At 68.6% G+C, this 17,388-nt stretch carries 16 protein-coding genes; 9 read left to right on the plus strand and 7 right to left on the minus strand.

Features of this window, described 5'->3' with window-relative positions; genetic code table 11:
* Nucleotides 1-132 precede the first annotated feature (132 nt).
* Nucleotides 133-1,752, plus strand: a complete 1,620-nt coding sequence (gene abc-f, locus AMYAL_RS0134650; protein ID WP_020635891.1) for a ribosomal protection-like ABC-F family protein — start codon at nt 133-135, stop codon at nt 1,750-1,752.
* Between the two features lie 485 nt (nt 1,753-2,237).
* On the opposite strand, the gene AMYAL_RS0134655 is transcribed toward abc-f, so the two are convergent.
* Entirely contained in the window at nt 2,238-2,582 is a 345-nt protein-coding gene (locus AMYAL_RS0134655) for an MmcQ/YjbR family DNA-binding protein (protein WP_020635892.1), read from the minus strand.
* Between the two features lie 145 nt (nt 2,583-2,727).
* Here AMYAL_RS0134655 and AMYAL_RS0134660 point away from each other — a divergent pair, with 145 nt between their 5' ends.
* Together AMYAL_RS0134660 and AMYAL_RS46800 are read left to right on the plus strand one after the other, a co-directional pair.
* Complete coding sequence (locus tag AMYAL_RS0134660) at nt 2,728-3,357, plus strand: class I SAM-dependent DNA methyltransferase (protein ID WP_020635893.1); 630 nt, start codon at nt 2,728-2,730, stop codon at nt 3,355-3,357.
* Between the two features lie 10 nt (nt 3,358-3,367).
* Nucleotides 3,368-4,156 (plus strand): glycosyltransferase, encoded by a 789-nt coding sequence (locus AMYAL_RS46800; protein ID WP_020635894.1) that lies wholly within the window; start codon nt 3,368-3,370, stop codon nt 4,154-4,156.
* Here AMYAL_RS46800 and AMYAL_RS0134670 read toward each other — a convergent pair.
* Both AMYAL_RS0134670 and AMYAL_RS0134675 read right to left on the minus strand, forming a co-directional pair.
* Nucleotides 4,099-5,016, minus strand: coding sequence for an NAD-dependent epimerase/dehydratase family protein (locus AMYAL_RS0134670; protein ID WP_020635895.1), 918 nt, complete (start codon nt 5,014-5,016; stop codon nt 4,099-4,101). The two genes, AMYAL_RS46800 and AMYAL_RS0134670, sit on opposite strands and share 58 nt — an antisense overlap.
* Before the next feature lie 17 nt (nt 5,017-5,033).
* A complete protein-coding gene (locus AMYAL_RS0134675; RefSeq protein ID WP_020635896.1) occupies nt 5,034-5,648 on the minus strand; it encodes a TetR/AcrR family transcriptional regulator in 615 nt (204 codons plus the stop codon).
* A gap of 91 nt (nt 5,649-5,739) precedes the next feature.
* Here AMYAL_RS0134675 and AMYAL_RS0134680 point away from each other — a divergent pair, with 91 nt between their 5' ends.
* Entirely contained in the window at nt 5,740-7,122 is a 1,383-nt protein-coding gene (locus tag AMYAL_RS0134680) for a cytochrome P450 (RefSeq protein WP_020635897.1), read from the plus strand.
* On the opposite strand, the gene AMYAL_RS0134685 is transcribed toward AMYAL_RS0134680, so the two are convergent.
* Complete coding sequence (locus AMYAL_RS0134685; RefSeq protein ID WP_026467690.1) at nt 7,119-7,709, minus strand: TetR/AcrR family transcriptional regulator; 591 nt, start codon at nt 7,707-7,709, stop codon at nt 7,119-7,121. The two genes, AMYAL_RS0134680 and AMYAL_RS0134685, sit on opposite strands and share 4 nt — an antisense overlap.
* Before the next feature lie 109 nt (nt 7,710-7,818).
* Between AMYAL_RS0134685 and AMYAL_RS0134690 the strand changes: the two genes are divergently transcribed.
* Nucleotides 7,819-8,514 (plus strand): SDR family NAD(P)-dependent oxidoreductase, encoded by a 696-nt coding sequence (locus tag AMYAL_RS0134690; protein ID WP_020635899.1) that lies wholly within the window; start codon nt 7,819-7,821, stop codon nt 8,512-8,514.
* A gap of 73 nt (nt 8,515-8,587) precedes the next feature.
* On the plus strand, nt 8,588-9,040 hold the full coding sequence (locus AMYAL_RS0134695; protein WP_020635900.1) for a carboxymuconolactone decarboxylase family protein: 453 nt from the start codon (nt 8,588-8,590) through the stop codon (nt 9,038-9,040).
* Here AMYAL_RS0134695 and AMYAL_RS0134700 read toward each other — a convergent pair.
* Nucleotides 9,037-9,768: a helix-turn-helix transcriptional regulator gene (locus AMYAL_RS0134700; protein WP_020635901.1), complete on the minus strand. Its 732-nt coding sequence runs from the start codon at nt 9,766-9,768 to the stop codon at nt 9,037-9,039. The genes AMYAL_RS0134695 and AMYAL_RS0134700 overlap by 4 nt on opposite strands.
* A gap of 121 nt (nt 9,769-9,889) precedes the next feature.
* Here AMYAL_RS0134700 and folE point away from each other — a divergent pair, with 121 nt between their 5' ends.
* Nucleotides 9,890-10,486, plus strand: coding sequence for a GTP cyclohydrolase I FolE (gene folE / locus AMYAL_RS0134705; RefSeq protein ID WP_020635902.1), 597 nt, complete (start codon nt 9,890-9,892; stop codon nt 10,484-10,486).
* Here the strand turns inward: folE and AMYAL_RS0134710 are convergent.
* Nucleotides 10,476-11,726, minus strand: a complete 1,251-nt coding sequence (locus AMYAL_RS0134710; RefSeq protein WP_026467692.1) for an MFS transporter — start codon at nt 11,724-11,726, stop codon at nt 10,476-10,478. The genes folE and AMYAL_RS0134710 overlap by 11 nt on opposite strands.
* A 107-nt stretch (nt 11,727-11,833) precedes the next feature.
* Here AMYAL_RS0134710 and AMYAL_RS0134715 point away from each other — a divergent pair, with 107 nt between their 5' ends.
* Nucleotides 11,834-14,356 (plus strand): P-loop NTPase fold protein, encoded by a 2,523-nt coding sequence (locus AMYAL_RS0134715; protein ID WP_020635904.1) that lies wholly within the window; start codon nt 11,834-11,836, stop codon nt 14,354-14,356.
* On the opposite strand, the gene AMYAL_RS0134720 is transcribed toward AMYAL_RS0134715, so the two are convergent.
* Complete coding sequence (locus AMYAL_RS0134720) at nt 14,305-15,045, minus strand: flavin reductase family protein (RefSeq protein ID WP_425332223.1); 741 nt, start codon at nt 15,043-15,045, stop codon at nt 14,305-14,307. The two genes, AMYAL_RS0134715 and AMYAL_RS0134720, sit on opposite strands and share 52 nt — an antisense overlap.
* A 255-nt stretch (nt 15,046-15,300) precedes the next feature.
* Here AMYAL_RS0134720 and AMYAL_RS0134725 point away from each other — a divergent pair, with 255 nt between their 5' ends.
* Complete coding sequence (locus tag AMYAL_RS0134725; protein ID WP_026467694.1) at nt 15,301-17,370, plus strand: AMP-binding protein; 2,070 nt, start codon at nt 15,301-15,303, stop codon at nt 17,368-17,370.
* Nucleotides 17,371-17,388 lie beyond the last annotated feature (18 nt).

The following is a 17,388-nucleotide window of genomic DNA, read 5'->3' on the forward strand; positions in this document are numbered from 1 at the left end:
ACATCTCCGGGTGAGCCGGAGTTGCCAGGCCACCGGCGGTAGCGCCGAAGTGGCCATTTCGTCGTCCCCTCAACGCCACGTCCACCGCGGTGCTGCTTCGATGCGCCCGCTGTCTTTCACGAGGTCATTTCCATGTCAGACGCTTTCGTCGTCGTGTCCGCCCTGTCCTTCACCTGGCCGGATGACACCCCGGTCTTCGACGACCTGTCCTTCACCGTGCCCGGTGGCCGCACGGGCCTGGTCGCACCCAACGGGGCGGGCAAGAGCACGCTCCTCAAACTGATCGCCGGTGAGCTGCGGCCGGTCTCCGGAACGGTCTCCGCCCAGGGGGTCCTCGGGTATCTGCCGCAGTCGCTGCCGCTCACCGCCGGGCTGAACGTGGCCGAGGTGCTGGGTATCGCGCCGCAGCTCGCGGCCCTGAGCGCCATCGAGTCCGGCGACGCGAGCGACGAGCACTTCACCACCATCGGCACCGACTGGGACATCGAGGAACGCACCCGCGCCCAGCTCGACAGGCTCAGCCTCGACGGCATCTCGCTGGACCGGAGCCTGCGCACGTTGAGCGGCGGGCAGATCATCTCCCTCGGCCTGGCGGCGCAGCTGCTGAAACGGCCCGACATCCTGTTGCTGGACGAACCGACCAACAACCTCGACCTCGACGCCCGCCGCAAGCTCTACGGCGTACTCGAAGACTGGTCGGGTTGCCTGCTGCTGGTGAGTCACGACCGGGAACTGCTCGACCGGATGGACCGGATCGCCGAACTCGACCGCGGCGATCTTCGGTACCACGGCGGGAACTTCACCCAGTACGAAGCGGCGGTCAAGGCCGAGCGGGAGGTCGCCGAACGCAACGTCCGCAGCGCCGAGCAAGAGGTCAAACGCGAGAAACGGGAGATGCAGCAGGCTCGCGAGCGGGCCGCCCGGCGAGCGGGCAACGCGGCCCGCAACCTCGGCAACGCCGGACTGCCGAAGATCTTCGCCGGCACCATGAAACGCAACGCCCAGGAATCCGCGGGCAAGGCGAACGAGACGCACGCCGCGCGGGTGAGCGACGCGAAGAACCGTCTCGACGAGGCCGAACGCTCTCTTCGCGACGACCAGAAGATCGCGTTGATCCTGCCGGGTACGAACGTCCCCGCCGGGCGCACGATGTTCCACGGCGAGCACCTCCAAGTGCGCTACGGCGACCGGAACGTCTTCGCGGGCGACGGCGTCGACCTGACGATCCGCGGCCCCGAGCGGATCGCGCTGACCGGTGGCAACGGCACCGGCAAATCGACCCTCCTGCGGGTACTCAACGGCGACCTCGCCCCTGACGGTGGTGTGCTGAAGCGGGCCGAGGGCCGGATCGCGTATCTGTCGCAGCGGCTGGACCTGCTGGATCTCGACAAGACCATCGCCGAGAACTTCGCGGCGTTCGCCCCCGGCCTTCCCGAGTCACAACGGATGACACTGCTCGCCCGCTTCCTGTTCCGAGGCGCGCGAAGCCAGCTTCCCGTCGGCGTGCTCTCCGGAGGCGAGCGACTGCGAGCCACCCTGGCCTGCGTCCTGTTCGCCGAGCCCGCCCCGCAGTTGCTGCTGCTGGACGAACCGACGAACAATCTCGACCTGGTCAGCGTCGGACAGCTGGAGAGCGCGCTGGGTGCGTATCAAGGGGCTTTCGTGGTCGTGAGCCACGATGAGCGGTTCCTGAGCGAGATCAAGGTGGACCGTCGGATTCGGCTGGCCGATGGGGCACTTGTGGAGTCTTGATCCTGGAATACGTGAAGGCCCCCTTTATCGCGCTGGGCGCGACAAAGGGGGTCACCGATAAACGGTGACGGGCCGAGAAAAAGGTCCCGCTTCCGCTCAGCGAAGGCTGGGGGTTCCTGCGAGCAGAAGCGGGAGTTTGTGGCCGGGGGAACCATCCGTTCCGACACTCTTTACAACGCAGCACCGTCCGAAATGTTCCCCGGCATCGAGCCCGATTCGCTGTGACCCGCGTCAACACACCAATGGGGCAAAAGAAAAGACCCGTCCCCGCTCAGCGAAGGCCTGGGGGTTACCTGCGAGCGGGAACGGGAGCCAAGGTCGGTACGGTGGGCCGCCTCTCGGCGAAAGGCACTACATGGCTCCGGCCGGACCGGTATTCCATGAAGGCGAAGGTTGAGGCCCGTGGGCACCATCCGTACCGACACTCTCTACAACGCACCACCGCGCGAAATGTTCCGCAGCGCGATAGTGACGCACGTCAAAGGTCAGCACGGCGGCGGAACCAGGTCGACCAGTTCTTCGGGAGCGGACAACCGCCAAGCCTCGTAGACCAATTCGGTCAGCTCGTCGGATTCGAGGCCGTCGAGATGGACCACCACCCAGCCGAATCCCCCTGCCGTGAACTGCACCTCGAAGACATCGGGCCGTTCGGCCACGAGTGCTTCCTGTTCGGAGAGCGTCTGCTTCAAACCGACGGTCTGCGTTCGCGGCCAGTAGTACCCGAACCGCTTCCCGCGCACGCTGAACGACTCCCACTCCTTCGCGTCGGAGCGCTCGACGTCGGCGAGCGCCTCCAGCATCCGGTGGAACTCGTCACTCGACACACCCATGTTCACAACCCCAAACCCCAGGAAATCCGGCGGTCACAGTCTAAACAGGCGGCGCGGGACGGCCGAAATCGTCCACAGTGGAGTACGCCGGAACGCGGTAGCCGGTAGATTCGCCGGAGGTCCACTCGATCCGGGGAGCTGCGAAATGAACCGACCGGTCACGGCGGCGGAACTGTTCGACGCCATTGGTTCCGCCTACGACGACGTCTTCGGACGGGCTCCGGTGGTCGACAAGGCGCTGCGGCATCTGCTGGACACGCTGCCGCCCTCGTCGCGGGTGCTCGACATCGGCAGCGGGACCGGCAGGCCGGCGGCCGAGGATCTGTCCGCCGCCGGGCATCGGGTGACCGGGCTCGACGTGTCGCCGGTGATGATCGACCTCGCGCGCGAGCACGTTCCCGCCGCCACCTTCGTCCACGCCGACGTGCGCGAGTGGACCTCGCCGCCCGAGTCATGGGAGGCGGTCTGCGCCTTCTTCCCGTTTCTGCAGATGCCGCGCAAGGACACCGAAGCCGTGCTCGCCGACATCGCCCGCTGGCTGGTGCCCGGTGGCCTTTTCGCGCTGGTCACCGTGCCGCGGGACGCCGAGGACGTGCGGGCGGAGTTCTTCGGCCACACCTTCCTCGAAACCAGTTTCGCGCCGGACGACCTCGTCCGGCGGGTCGGGGCGGCCGGGCTCGAGGTCACCGGGACGCACTCGGAGATCTTCACCGCCGACGAGCCGGGGACACCGCCGGAGGAGCATCTGCTGATCTTGGCCCGCCGTCCGGGCTAACGTGATGTCCATGCCGGTCCTCAGCGTGCTCACCCCGGTCCACCCGCCGAGCCTGCCGTACCTGACCGAGGCGTACGGATCCCTCGTCGCGCAGGAACTCCCGCCGGGCTGGACGTGGGAATGGGTGGTGCAGGAAGACGGCGAAACCGGCCTGCTCGACGGCGTCCTCCCCGCGGACGAACGGGTACTGCCCGGTTCGGGCCGCCGAGGCGGTCCTGGGGTCGCCCGGATGCTGGCGCTGTCCCGCGCCTCCGGGGACCTGATCAAGGCGCTCGACGCGGACGACCTCCTGGCGCCCGGCGCGCTCGCGCGCGACATCGCGGCGCTGGAGGATCCCGCCATCGGCTGGACCACCTGCCGGGTGCTCGACCTCTTCCCGGACGGGACCACGGCAGGCGTCGACAGCGATCCCGAGGAGGGGCCGATCGAGCGCGGCGCGATCCTCCGGTACTGGCAGCGCAACGGCTACGTGTCGTCGGTGGTGGCCGGGACGTTGTGCATCCGCCGCGAACTGCTGCTGGACCTCGGCGGCTGGATGGCGCTGCCCGCCTCGGAGGACACCGGACTGGTCCTCGCCGCGAACGCCTCCTCCGACGGCTACTTCCTCGCCACCTGCGGCATGTTCTACCGGAAATGGGACGGCCAGGTCACCGCTTCCGCCGCGCACAACGACGACGCGGAGCGCCTCGCGCGGATGAAGCTGATCGAGGAACGCGCCGAGGTCATGCTGGCGCGCGGGCTTCAGCGGGCGGCGAGCGCTTCCGCTGTCGCGCGCCAGCCTTCGCGAGCGCTCGGATAGCGGGGAGACCATTCCGTCGCCTCGCGGAACGCCGCGTTGCTGACCCGGACCGAACGGGTCAACGAGGTCAACCGGTCACCCAGCAGCAACGCGGCCCGGCCGGGGCCGCGGACCCACTGGCGTTTCCCGGTCGCCGCGGCCAGCGCGGCGGTGTACTCGCGTTTGGTCAGCGGCTCGTCGTCGACGACGTTGTACGTCCCGGCGGGTGCGCGCAACGCGGCGACCACGGCGCCGGCCGCGTCGGTCATGTGGATCGACGACACGTAACCGTCGAGCCGTCCGAGTGCCGCACCGATCCCGCGCCGGGCTTGGTCGAGCAGCTGTTCGCTGTGGGTCGCACCGGGTCCGTAGAACCAGCCGAACCGCAGGACGACCCCTGTCCCGCCCGCCTCGGTGAACCGGTTCGCGCTCGCCTCCGCGGCCAGGTTCCCCAGTGCCGCCGGGTAGTGCTCGGCGGGAACGTCTTCGCGGATCCACTCGTCGCCGCGATCCGGGTAGATCATGCAGACCGACTCCTGGACCAGGCGTGGCACGCCTGACGCGAGCGCCGCGCCGGCCACCGCCGCCGAACCCTCGGCGCGGACCCGTTTGGTGGCCTCCCACGCTTTGGTGGAGAGGAAGCGTGCCATCGACGGCAAGGACGAGGCCAGGTTGACGACGGCGTCGTGCCCGGCGAACACCTCGGCGAGCGCGTCCCGGTCGAAGAGTGACACGATCACCGGCTTCGCGCCTTGCGCGCCGAGAAGGGCGGCCTTCGCCGAAGTGCGGGCGAGCGCGGTGACCTCGTGTCCGGCGGCCACCAGCGCGGGGACGGCGTGTCCGCCGATCGCCCCCGTTCCCCCGGTGACGAACACCTTCATCCCTGGCAAGACGGCCCCTACAGGTCGATACGGACGTCCGGTGACGCGGCGACGATGTCGAGCAGCGCCTTCGCGCACAGGTCGCGAGTCTGGTCACGGGTCAGTCGCCGGTACTTGAGCCAGTCGAGACAGACCGCGACGACGAAAGCCAGCCAGCCGCGGACGGTCACCCGCAGGGTCTCCGGCGGTTCGCCGTCCGGGCACAGGACCTCCAGGATCCGGCGTCCCTGCTCGGCGAAGTTGTTGTCGAGGACCTCGCGGACGTCCTCGACCGCGATGGCCGTGCCCGAGTGCAAGGCCCGGTAGCCGTCCTCGTTGGCTTCGACGTAGCGGAGATACGCGTCGAGGCCCGCCATCAGCTGCTCCGCGACCGGCAACGAGTGATCGGACCGGGTCATCTCGAGCAGGCGTTCGCCTTCGGCCTTGATGACCTCGGTGACGAAGTCCCGTTTCGTCGGGAAGTAGTGGTAGAGCAGCCCGCGGGACACCTCGGCGATGTCCGCGACCTGCTCGATCCACACGTCGTCGTACGGCCGTTCCGCGAACAGGCGGGCACCGATCCGCAGCAGCTGTTCCCGCCGCTCGGCGGTGCTCAGCCTGCTGCGGGGCCTTCCTGAAGTACTCGGCGCCATCCTGTCATCGTACTTACTTGACACGAGTTCAGTAGCGGGCCACGCTCACTATTGGATGTCGATTCAACAGCGCTCACCCTGGAGGGGCCCGATGGCCACCGCACTCCCCCATCCCCCGCGCCGGATCCCGCTGATCGGCGACGTGCTCGGCGTTTCGCCGAAGACCCCGGTCCAGGACTCGATGCGGCACGCCACCGAACTGGGGCCCGTCTTCGAACGCAAGGTGTTCGGCAGGCGGATCGTGTTCGTCCACGGCGCCGGGATGGTCGCCGACCTCTCCGACGAGAAGCGGTTCGCGAAGCACGTCACGCCCGCGATCTCGAACCTGCGCCCGCTCGGCGGCGACGGGCTGTTCACCGCGCGCAACGAGGAGCCGAACTGGCGGCGCGCGCACGAGATCCTCGCGCCCGCGTTCAGCCGCAACGCCATGCAGCGCTACCACCCGACGATGCTGGCGATCACCCGAGACCTGCTGGACACGTGGGACAGGGGCGGCGAGGTCGATGTCGCGGACGACATGACGAAGCTGACGCTGGAGACCATCGGGCGGACCGGATTCGGCTACAGCTTCTCGTCGTTCGAACGCGCCGAACCGCATCCGTTCGTCGCCGCGATGGTCCGCACGCTGCGGCACGCGCAGCGGACGGCGATCCAGCCGCCGGTCGTCGGCCCGCTCCTCAGCCGGAAGGCGAACAGGCGCAACGAAGCCGACCTGGCCTTCCTCCACTCCGTCGTCGCCGAAGTCATCGAGGCGCGGCGGGACGATCCGAGCACCGAAGACCTGCTCGGGCTCATGCTCAACACCACGCAGCCGAGCACCGGCGAGGCGCTGGACGAAGTCAACATCCGGAACCAGATCATCACCTTCCTCGTGGCCGGGCACGAGACCACGTCGGGCGCGCTGTCGTTCGCCCTGTACTACCTCGCCCGCCACCCGGACGTCCTCGCCCGCGCACAGTCCGAAGTGGACAAGGTCTGGGGTGAGAACCCGGATCCTTCCTACGAGGAGGTCGCCAAGCTCCGCTACGTCCGGCGGGTGCTCGACGAAGCCCTGCGGCTTTGGCCGACAGCGCCGGCGTTCGCGCGCCAGGCCCAGGTCGACACCGTCGTCGGCGGCGAGTACCCGATGCGGAAGGGGCAGTGGGCCCTCGTGCTCATCCCGGCACTGCACCGCGATCCTGTCTGGGGAGACGACCCGGAGTCGTTCGACCCGGACCGCTTCAGCCCGGAGCGCAACCGTGCCCGCCCGGCGCACGTCTACAAACCGTTCGGCACCGGGGAACGGGCCTGCATCGGACGGCAGTTCGCCCTGCACGAGGCGACGCTGGTGCTCGGCATGCTGCTGAGCCGGTACGACCTGCGCGGCGACCCGGCTTACCGGCTGAAAGTCCAGGAGCTGCTTACACTGAAGCCGAAGGGCTTCAAGCTCGACGTCTCACTCCGTGACCGCGCGACGGTGGCCGCGACCGTCTAAGGCTTGAGCAGCCCGGCGAAGAGCGCGTCCACCAGGGCGCGGGGAACTGTCGCTCCCGTCAGGGCCCGGTAGACGATCGGGCCGACGACGGCGTCGATCGTGGCGTCGAGGTCGAGGGAGGTCGAGACCTCGCCCGCCTCGATTCCGCGCGCGAGCAACTCACGTTCCAGCTCTCGGCGCGGGCCGAGATAACGGTCGTGGAGACTCTTGGCCGTCTCGGGATTGTGCTGCGCCTCGGCGATGAGCGCGAGCAGGACCTGGCCGGCCGGGTCACGGGTGACGAACCGCGCGTAGCCGCGGAAGTACCCGCGGATGACGTCCTCAGTGGACTTCTCCGCCGGGACCGCGAAGCGCTTTTCACTGTCCTCGATGAGCGTGTCGAGAAGGATCTCGACCTTCGAAGGCCACCAGCGGTAGATCGTCTGCTTGGCGACACCCGCCTGGCGCGCGATCGCCTCGATGGTCAGCCGGGCGAACCCGTGCTCGACGAGCAGGTCGTCCGCGGCATGGAGCACGGCGAGGCGGGCGGCCTCGTCGCGCTGGTTGCCGGAGCGCGCCCTGCGGGGCTGCGAATTCACGGCGGGCATGCCGGCCACAGTACCGGTCCGCCGGGTCGCGCTCGGCCGTCAGGTGCCGTGCTACTGTCTAGACGCAACGTCGCGTCTAGACAAAACCCGATTCCCCAAGGAGATTTCCGTGTCCACCACATCCGACCGGCAGGCACTCGTCATCGGAGCCTCCCGCGGCCTGGGACTCGTCCTCGCCGAGGAGCTCAGCAGGCGAGGACGGCGGGTCATCGCCACGACCCGGCAGGGCGGCGGCGAACTGCAGGCGAAGGCCGACGCCTCGAACGGGCGGCTGCGGGTCGAAACGCTGGAGATGACCAGCGAGGAGCAGCTGGCCACGCTGCGCGAGCGCCTCGACGGCACCGCGCTCGACCTGCTCTTCGTCAACGCCGCGATCGATCGCGGGAACTTGCCGATCACCGACGTCTCGACCGAGACCTTCTCCGAAGTGATGATCACCAACGCGTTGAGCCCGCTGCGCGCCCTCGAAGCCCTCCGCGACCTGGTCGTACCCGGCGGCACCGTCGCGATCATGTCATCCAGGCAGGGCAGCGTCGGGCTGAACACCAGGCCCGGCTTCGAGCTGTACAAGGCCAGCAAGGCCGCGCTCAACCAGTTGATGCGCAGCTACTCCACCCGGTACGCCGACGACGGGCAGACCAAACTTCTCATCCACCCCGGCCACAACCAGACGCCGCTCGGTGGTCCTGGCGCCCCGCTCACCGCCGAGGAGAGCATGCCCGCCGTCGTCGACGTCCTCGAAGCCCAAGCCGGTGCGCCGGGGCTTCAGTTCCTGGATCTCCACGGCAACGTGGTGCCTTGGTAAGGCCCGGTCACATCTCCGCCCCGTGATCCGTCAGTGCGGTGAAAGCAAAGACGGAAACCCTGGAGGAGAACGAATGGAAACCCGGATCCCGAACCCGGCGATGGCGAACCCCGCGACACTGAAGGCCCTGATCGCGCTGGCGGAGTCGGCGGGCGACACCGGTGTCCCGAATTCCACGCACTACCTCATGCATGTCCGCGCGAGCCAGATCAACGGCTGCAGCGGCTGCCTGGAGATGCACACCAAGGAACTGCGCAAGGCGGGCGAATCCGACGAGCGGATCTTCACCGTCGCCGCCTGGCGTGACACGGCCTACTTCACCGGCGCCGAACGGGCGGCGCTCGGGCTGGCCGAGGCACTCACCCGGATCTCGGACCGGGCGGACCCGGTCGACGACGAGGTCTGGGGTGAGGCGGCCCGTCACTACGACGAAAAGCAGCTCTCCAGCCTGGTCCTCTCGATCGCCGCCATCAACACCTGGAACCGGCTCAACGTCGCCACGCGGCAGATCGCCGGCGCCGCCTAGCGAGCCTGGCGTAGTTCCACACAGCACTCGGCCGCGCCGGGAACGAGGGCCGCTTCCACGTTCCCGGCGCGCACGCCGGTCAGGAAACCGGCCAGGAAGGCCTGGTTGATCCCGCAGACCAGCTCCGGTGCCTCGGCGGCCAGCGGATGGAACGGGCAGTTCCGCAGCCGGACACAGGTCCTGGCGTCACGGCTCGGCTCGAAACCGTAGCGGCGAAGCACCCCTTCGGCCACGGTGAGCGCGCGTTCCACGCCGAGCCTGCCCGGCCGGATCCTCGCGCGTTCTTCCTCGCCCGCTGCGTGCCCGCGCTCCCCCGCGACCCGCCGGACGGCGTCCCGCGCGGTCTCACCGGATCCCTCCGCGAGCACGGCCTCGATGAGGATGCCCGCCAGGATCTCGTGCCGCCGGGCGGGCAGCTGCACCTGGATGGCCTCGTCGACCGGTTCGTACACCTTGGGCCTGCGCCCCACCTTCACCACCGGGCCCGCCGCGAAACCGAATCTGAGCAGCCCGGCCGTGACGAGTTTGTCGAGGTGGAAGGCGGCGAGCTTGCGGGAAATCCCGACCGCGGCCGCCGCCTCGTCACGGGTGACCGGACGCCGCGCGCGCCGGGCGTAGGCGTACATGCCGCGGCGAAGGTCGTCGTCGAGCGCCGCCACGGCGGCGATGGAAGGGACGTCGAGGCCGTCCGGATCGGACACTGTCACGTACACCACGATATCGCCCATCTCAACCGGCGGAACATCCTGAACTGCGGATCTACCATGTAGGCTGAACCGGCGGGTGGTAAAAAGCCCAAAAATCTTAGTCGAACAACACTGGGGATCGCGGTCAGCCTTAGGAGGCCTCATGTCCACTCCCGCCTTGCGTGTCGTGCATGAAACCGGGCCTGGGCCGGACCTGGAGGCCGCCGAGGCCGCCGCCGCGGACCTCCTCACCGCACTGGGCATCTCACTGGACTCCGAGAGCCTCCGCGGCACCCCTGGCCGGATGGCACGCGCGTACGCCGAGCTGTTCACCCCGCGGTCGTTCGACCTCACGACCTTCCCCAACGACGAGGGCTACGACGAACTGGTCCTCGCCAGGGGGATCCCGGTCCGGTCCGTCTGCGAGCACCACCTGCTGCCCTTCGTCGGGGTCGCGCACGTCGGCTACCTGCCCGGCGAACGGATCCTCGGCCTGTCCAAGCTGGCCAGGATCGTCGAGCACTTCGCCTGCCGTCCGCAGGTTCAGGAGCGGCTCACGAAACAGGTCGCCGACTGGCTCGACGAGCAGCTCGAGCCGCGCGGTGTCGGCGTGGTGATCGAAGCCGAGCACTCGTGCATGACCCTGCGCGGTGTCCAGGCCGCCGGTTCGAGCACCGTCACCTCCACCCTGCTCGGCACGTTGCGTGAGGACGCCCGCTCGCGCCAGGAGTTCTTCGCCCTCACCGGCATCAACGGCTGACAGTGGGTTCTTCCGCGTAGGCCGCGGAGACGACCGCGCGGTCGAAGACCCGCCAGGTGACCGCGGAAACGATCATCGCCACCACGAAGCCCGCCCAATACGGCGTCGTCAGCCCGAACTTCGACGCCGCCGCGCCGCCGAGCAGCGCGCCGACGCAGTTCCCGCCCGCGACGATGAACAAGCTGGTACTGCCGACGCGGCCGAGCATGTCGGGCGGGGTGAGCCGCTGACGCAGGGAACTGCCGACGATGCCCCACAGCGCGCCGTGCACCCCGAACAGGAACATCGTCACGCCGACCACCGTCGCGCTCGTGCTCGTCGCCAGCACCAGATGGGTCCCGGCCTCGATCAGCAGCCCGATCCGCAACGTCCAGGTCGGCGTGCACCAGGCGATCAGCCGGTCGCCCGTGACCGAGCCGAACAGACCGCCGACAGCCATGCAGCTGAAGAGCAGGCCGTAGCCGACCGCGCCGAGGTGGAGCCGCTCCTTCGCCAGCAGTACCAGTACCGAGGTGGCCGCGACCAGCGTCAGGTTCAGCAGGCCGATCAGCCCGACCATGGTCCGCAGCAGGCGCTGGCCCGCGAGCCAGCGGAATCCTTCGGCCGCCTCCGCCCGGATCGAGCGCCGCTTCACCGGCTCACCGGGGCCGTCCTCGGGCCGCGACCGGTAGGCGCCCGCGATCAGGCCGAGCAGCAATGCGCTCACCGCGTACGTGCCGGCGTTGACGTAGAACGGGATGCTCGCCGCGACACCGAACAGGAATCCGCCCAGCGGCCCGGAAAGCATGCCGTGGGCCAGCGTCGTCCCGGCGTACAGCCGTCCGTTCGCCCGCTCCAGCAACGTCTTCGGGACGATCGAAGGCAGCATCGCCCCACCCGCCGTCCGGAACACGACCTCGCTCGAATTGATCACGAAAAGGACGGCGTACAGCAAGGCGATGCTGACGTCGCCCATCGTGATCGCGACGGCAGGCAGTGCGACGGCGGGCACGCGGATCCAGTCGAGGATGATCATCAGTTTCCGCCGGTCCACCCGGTCGACCAGCACCCCGCCCGGCAGCGCGAAGAGCAGCCAGGGCAGCCACGCCACCGCGAACCCGCCCGAGACGACGAACGGATCGTCGGTGCGGGAAGCGATCAGCAGAGGCGCCGCCACCGTCGTGAGACCGCTGCCCAACGCGGAGGTCGTACTCGCCGCCCAGAGCTTCACGTATCTACCGTCGAGCTTCTCCCCAGCCATGAGATCAACGTAGCGAGAGGTGACCGAACGGAGGCGGAGTTTCACCCACAGCTGAGCTGATGCCCTCTAGACTGCCCTTTCCGTTCGGCCTTGGGAGGGGAGCACGGATGGTGCTGGTGCGCCACGTCGATCCGGCGATTCTGCTGAAGAACCAACCACCCGGCGGAGCTCTGCAGCCGTACTTGCCGAGGGATGCCGATCCGGACGTCCGACGCTCGCTGTCGATCGCCCGGTTCACCCTGATCGTCTACGAGCGCAATTCGGGAGCGCGACGGACAGCCTATGAAGCCTTGCTGGAGATGTACCCCGACCACGAACTGATCACCAAGCCGCAGAGCAGCAGTCTCGCTCAACCACGGGGTCCGACCACCGCCGTCGTGTGGCTGGATCGCGAGCTCGACGGGAACTTCGACATCATTTCGCGTGCCTTGGCGACTTGGCTCGGGCGTAACACCGCTCGCCGCGCCCTGGGGCTCGTCCGGGAAGACCAGTACGAGAAACTGAGACTGCGCGGGGTGCTCGATCCCCTCAGCCCATCCATCGTACGGCTCCATACGGATCTTTCCGGAGGTGAGCGCGCCGCCGCGGAACAGATGTTCCCCGAATCGGGCTCTCTTCGCCGGGCCTATCAGCTCGCCGGCCTCCAGCCGTCGCCGCTGGTCGCCGATTTCTTCGCCGCCCACGTCGCCGACTACCGGCCCGACACCGACGACGGCATCGACCGCCTCGGCATCGGCACCGACGTGCGCATGCTCGCCGACCTGGTGGTCTCCCGGATGATCACCCCTCCCCTGTCGATCGGCCTGTTCGGCAGCTGGGGCTCCGGCAAGAGTTTCTTCATGCGCCAGATGCAGCTGCGCGTCCGCGAACTCGCCGATTCCGCGCGGGAGGCCGAAACAGCAGCCGGGACACACGGGAAGTCCGTGTCTTCCTACTGTTCGAGCGTCCGCCAGATCAGCTTCAACGCCTGGCACTACAGCGAATCGAACCTCCTCGCCAGCCTCGCCACCAACATCTTCGACAACCTCGCCGCGAGCGGCGCCGAGAACGACCTCCAGCGCCAGGCCGACGCGCTCGCCGAACGCCGCAAGACCGAGGAGACCCTTCTCGGCAGGCTGAGCGCGGTCCGGCTCGAACGCAGAACCCTGACAGCGCAACAGAAGCAAGCGAAGCGCAGGCGACGAAAGCCGCGCGAGTACGTCCATGCCGTTTTCGACAGCCTCACCGAGACGGACAAGGCGTGGATCGCGTCCAGGCTCGGCGTCGACCGGCCGACCGCGGAGGATCTCGAACGGCTGGCACAGGAGACCGGAGGGCTGCGTTCGGACGTCGCCGAATTCTGGCGACGGCTGCGGCAGGATCCGTTCCCGCTGCTGGTCCTGATCGGCGGGCTGCTGACGGTCCTGGTCGTCACGCTGCTCGTCGGCCGGTCGCAGATCTCCGGCGTGCTCGGCGTGCTCACCGTGGCGGGTTCCGCGCTGACCGTCGTCCTGCGGATGCGCGCCAGCGCGGGCCGGATCCACCAGGCGCTCGACAAACTCGGCGGTCCGTCCGAAGAGGACGAAAAGACCGAGCGGCGGCTGGCCGAACTGGACGCCGAATCCGAGAGGCTCGAAAGGGCCGTCACCGATCTGGCTCCGGGGCTGGACCTCGTGTCGTTCGCCGAGTCACGGGTCTCGGACTACGTCGAGCATCTGGGCGTGGTCTCGTTGCTGCGCAAGGATCTTGAGACGTTCGCGACCATGCTCGCCGAGGTGCCGCACGGTTCCGGGAAGATCGAACGGACCGTGCTCTACATCGACGACCTCGATCGCTGCCCGCCCAAGGTCGTCGTCCAGGTGCTCGAAGCCATCCATCTCCTGCTGGCGCTGCCGGTGTTCGTCGTCGTGGTGGGCGTCGACTCCCGATGGCTCAAGAAGGCCGTCGAGCAGCACTACGAGGCGATGCTCGGTGACGATCCGGAGACCTTCGCCGAGAGCTACCTGGAGAAGATCTTCCAGGTGCCGTTCACGTTGTCCCCCATGGACGATCCAGGGTTCGCGGGGCTCGTGCGCGGGCTCGCCGCCGCAGAGGGTCAGGTCGCCACACCGGCGCCCGTTCCCGACGGAACGGAGCGGTCCAGCGGCGATCGCCCTCCGGTCGCGACCGAACCTCCTCCGCACGAGGAAGCACCGCCACCGTCGTCCGGACAGTCCACAACAGACCCTCGACCTCCCCGTCTGGTGATCTCACCGGCGGAACTGGACTTCCTGCCGACGCTCGCTTCGCTCATCCGCTCCCCGCGGGCCGCGAAAAGGCTCCTGAACCTGTATCGCCTCCTGCGGGCCCGTTTCGCCGGGGAGGACCTCGCCGAGTTCCTCTCCGACGGCAGCCGCGAGGCACCGTTTCGCGCGGTACTGGTCCTGCTCGCGCTCCACGTCGGGAATCCGGAGTCCTCCGCGTGGTTCGCCACCCTCGCCGGGGCGGACCCCGGCGACAGCGCCGCCGAGGTCATGTCGTCGCTGGACGACCACGAACTGCGGCCGAAGCTCGAACGCGGCCTGTCCGGCGGCTCGTGGCCGGAGCAGGCCGCGTCCTATCAACGCTGGTTGCCGCTGGTGAGCCGGTTCTCGTTCGCCCGCGAAGACTGATTCCGCGCACGCTCGATGTCGGGTCCCCGGTAGAGCCGCTCCGGGATCTTCGCCAGCGTCGACGGATGCACCTGCGGGCCGAGGCCGTAGAGCTTCTGGAAGCTCATGATCAGCGGCCGCCACCGGTCCGGGTCGATCCGGTCGTCGGTGCCCGGCATCCGCACGTCGTCGTGGACGTGGACACGCTGCACGCGGACCTCGAACACGAGGATCCCGCCGCGTTGCGCCTCGTCGTCCTCGGCGAGCGGATGGACCGCCTCGACGACGGCCTCCATCGTCACCGGGCATTCGGCGACACGCGGCGGCGCGACCGTTTCCGAAGCGACCGGGGTGAGCCCGGCTTTGCCGAACTTGTCCGCTTCGTACCGATAACCGCGCTCGTACTTGCGGCCGGGGACAGGATCCGAGCCGGTGGTCAGCGCCAGCTTGTCGACGGCGGCCGCCATGGCGTCGGAAGGGAGATTCAGAACACATTCACGGTTGCGCATGAGATTCTGCGCGGTCTTGGATTTCGCGCCCAGCCCGAGCATGCCGCGCCACCCGAGCCAGAACGCAGACGACATCGGAGCCAGGTTCGGGGAACCCGTCCGGTCGACTGTCGAGAGGAGCACCACGGGGGTGCCGAAGTAGAGAATTCCGGGCTCGATACGGGTGTGCGCGGTCTCGGCCGCCGACGTCGTAGCTGTCACGTTCGCCAGCTTCGCCGGGTCTCGCCCCGGAGGCTGGCGTGAATCGGACGTCGCGATCAACGCTTTCCTCAGACGGCTTCCCGGTGCCCGAGCGCTTACCCTTTCCGAAGTGGTTCCCTTGGGCGAGCGCGAACCCGCGATCGTTCGGAGTATTGCGTTCGGCCGATTGCTGGTAGGTTCGCCGAACTCGAACGACGAAGGAGGCGCCGGCAGCTGCCCGGTCAACACCCGAACGCGCGTGGTGAGGCGAATCGCATGCGAGACGATGTGGTCCAGGCGAGCTCGATTCTCGGGCATGCTCCCGGCCAGGTTTGGGAAGTCATCGGCGATCCCGAGTCCTACTCGAGGTTCGTCGCGGAGATCAGCTGGTGCGAGATCCAGCAGCCCGCCGAACGCGGGCGCGGCCCGAAATGCCTTGTCCGCCTGGAACCGCGGCCGGGGACACTGGTCGTCGGTGACATCGAAGCCAGGGTCTGGCGGCCCGGCGAACACGTCGTCTGGTGCGGCGTCGAGGACGACGGCAACTGGGTCTCGATCGAGCTGCGACAGGCTCCCGAAGGCGGCACGGAACTCGTCGCGCAGCTGATGCTTCCGGCGAGGAATTCGCATCTGGTGTCCGCCGCTTCGTTCAAACGCACCATCCGCGCGATGGCCCGGCGGATCGATCTGCACCTTTCCGGCCAGGCGGCGTCACCTCACGAGGAACCGGCGCATACCAAGGCCACCACGCTGCACACCGCGAGCACCCTGATCAAGGCCGGGGTGATCGCGGCCGCGCGGCCGGACAAGATCGCCCGGCAGCTCACTTCGCTGTCGCAATGGGGCGCCACCGTCGCCGGCGGCTACTCCGCCAATGCGGCCCGTGTGCCCGACGACGTCGCGCTGCACGACGAACGCGACATCCGGACGTTCAAGCAGACGGCGGATCGCAGCAACCAGCTCGCGAACGCGCTCGCGGCGCGCGGAGTCCGCTCCCGTGACCGGATAGCCTTGTTGTGCCGCAACCACGCTACGATGGTCGAGTCGCTGATCGCGTGCAGCAAACTCGGGGTGGACGCGATCCTGCTCAACACCGGGCTTTCCGCCGGCGCCGTCGCGGACGTCATCAGCCTGCACGAACCGGTCGCGGTACTCGCCGACGACGAGTTCTCGAAGGTCATCGCCGGCATCCCCGGCGACTTCCTGCGGCTGTCCACCTGGCCGGAGACCGAGAACGGCTACCCGACGATCGACCAGCTGATCGCCGGGGTGCCCGCCACCAAACTCAAACCGGTGGACCGGATCGGCAGGCTCGTCGTGCTCACCTCGGGCACCTCGGGAACCCCCAAGAGCGCGCGCCGCCCGACTCCCAAGGGCCTCGCGACGTCGGCCGCCATGCTGGACCGCATCCCGCTCCACAGCGGGGACCGCTTCGTGGTGGCCGCGCCCCTGTTCCACAGCTGGGGGCTCGCCGGGATGCAGATCGGGATGGCCGTACGCGCGTCGCTGTCGCTGATCCGCCGGTTCGACGCGGAAGAGACACTGAGGACCATCGCCGAACATCGCTGCGGTGTGCTGTTCGCCGTCCCGATCATGTTGCAGCGCATCCTCGACCTGCCGGAGCGGATCCGCACCCGGTACGACCTTTCGTCGTTGCGGATCGTCGCCAGCAGCGGATCCGCGCTGCCGGGGCCGATCGTCACCGAGTTCATGGACACCTTCGGCGACGTTCTCTACAACTTCTACGGCTCCACAGAGGTTTCATGGGCCAGCATCGCCACGCCCGAGGACCTCCGCGCCGCGCCGACCTCCGCGGGCCGCTGCCCGCCCGGCACCAGGGTCGCCATCCTCGACGACGACCACAACCGGGTCCCGCCGGGCTGGGAGGGACAGATCTTCGTCGGCAACGACATGCTGTTCGAGGGCTACACCGACGGCGCGAGCGTGCCACGCGCGGCGGAACTGATGGCGACCGGCGACGTCGGCTACCAGGACGCCTCGGGACGGCTCTTCGTCACCGGCCGGGCGGACGAGATGATCGTGTCCGGCGGGGAGAACGTGTCCCCTCGCCCGGTCGAGGAAGCCATCGTCGCGCTGCCCGGCGTCCACGAAGCGGCCGTGATCGGCGTGCCGGATCGCGAGTTCGGGCAACGGTTCGCGGCGTACATCGTCCCGAAACGCGGCGCCCGGATGAGCGCGGACGACGTCCGCGCGTACATCCACCATCGGTTGGCGCGCTTCGCGGTTCCGCGCGACGTGTACTTCGTGGAAGAGCTGCCCCGCAACGCGACCGGGAAGGTGCTCAAGCGGCTGCTGAAGGACGAGACCTGGCCGATCGATCAGTGATGAGCCTGCCTGCTCCCC

Origin of the sequence: Amycolatopsis alba DSM 44262, assembly GCF_000384215.1 — a bacterium.
Taxonomy (GTDB): domain Bacteria; phylum Actinomycetota; class Actinomycetes; order Mycobacteriales; family Pseudonocardiaceae; genus Amycolatopsis; species Amycolatopsis alba.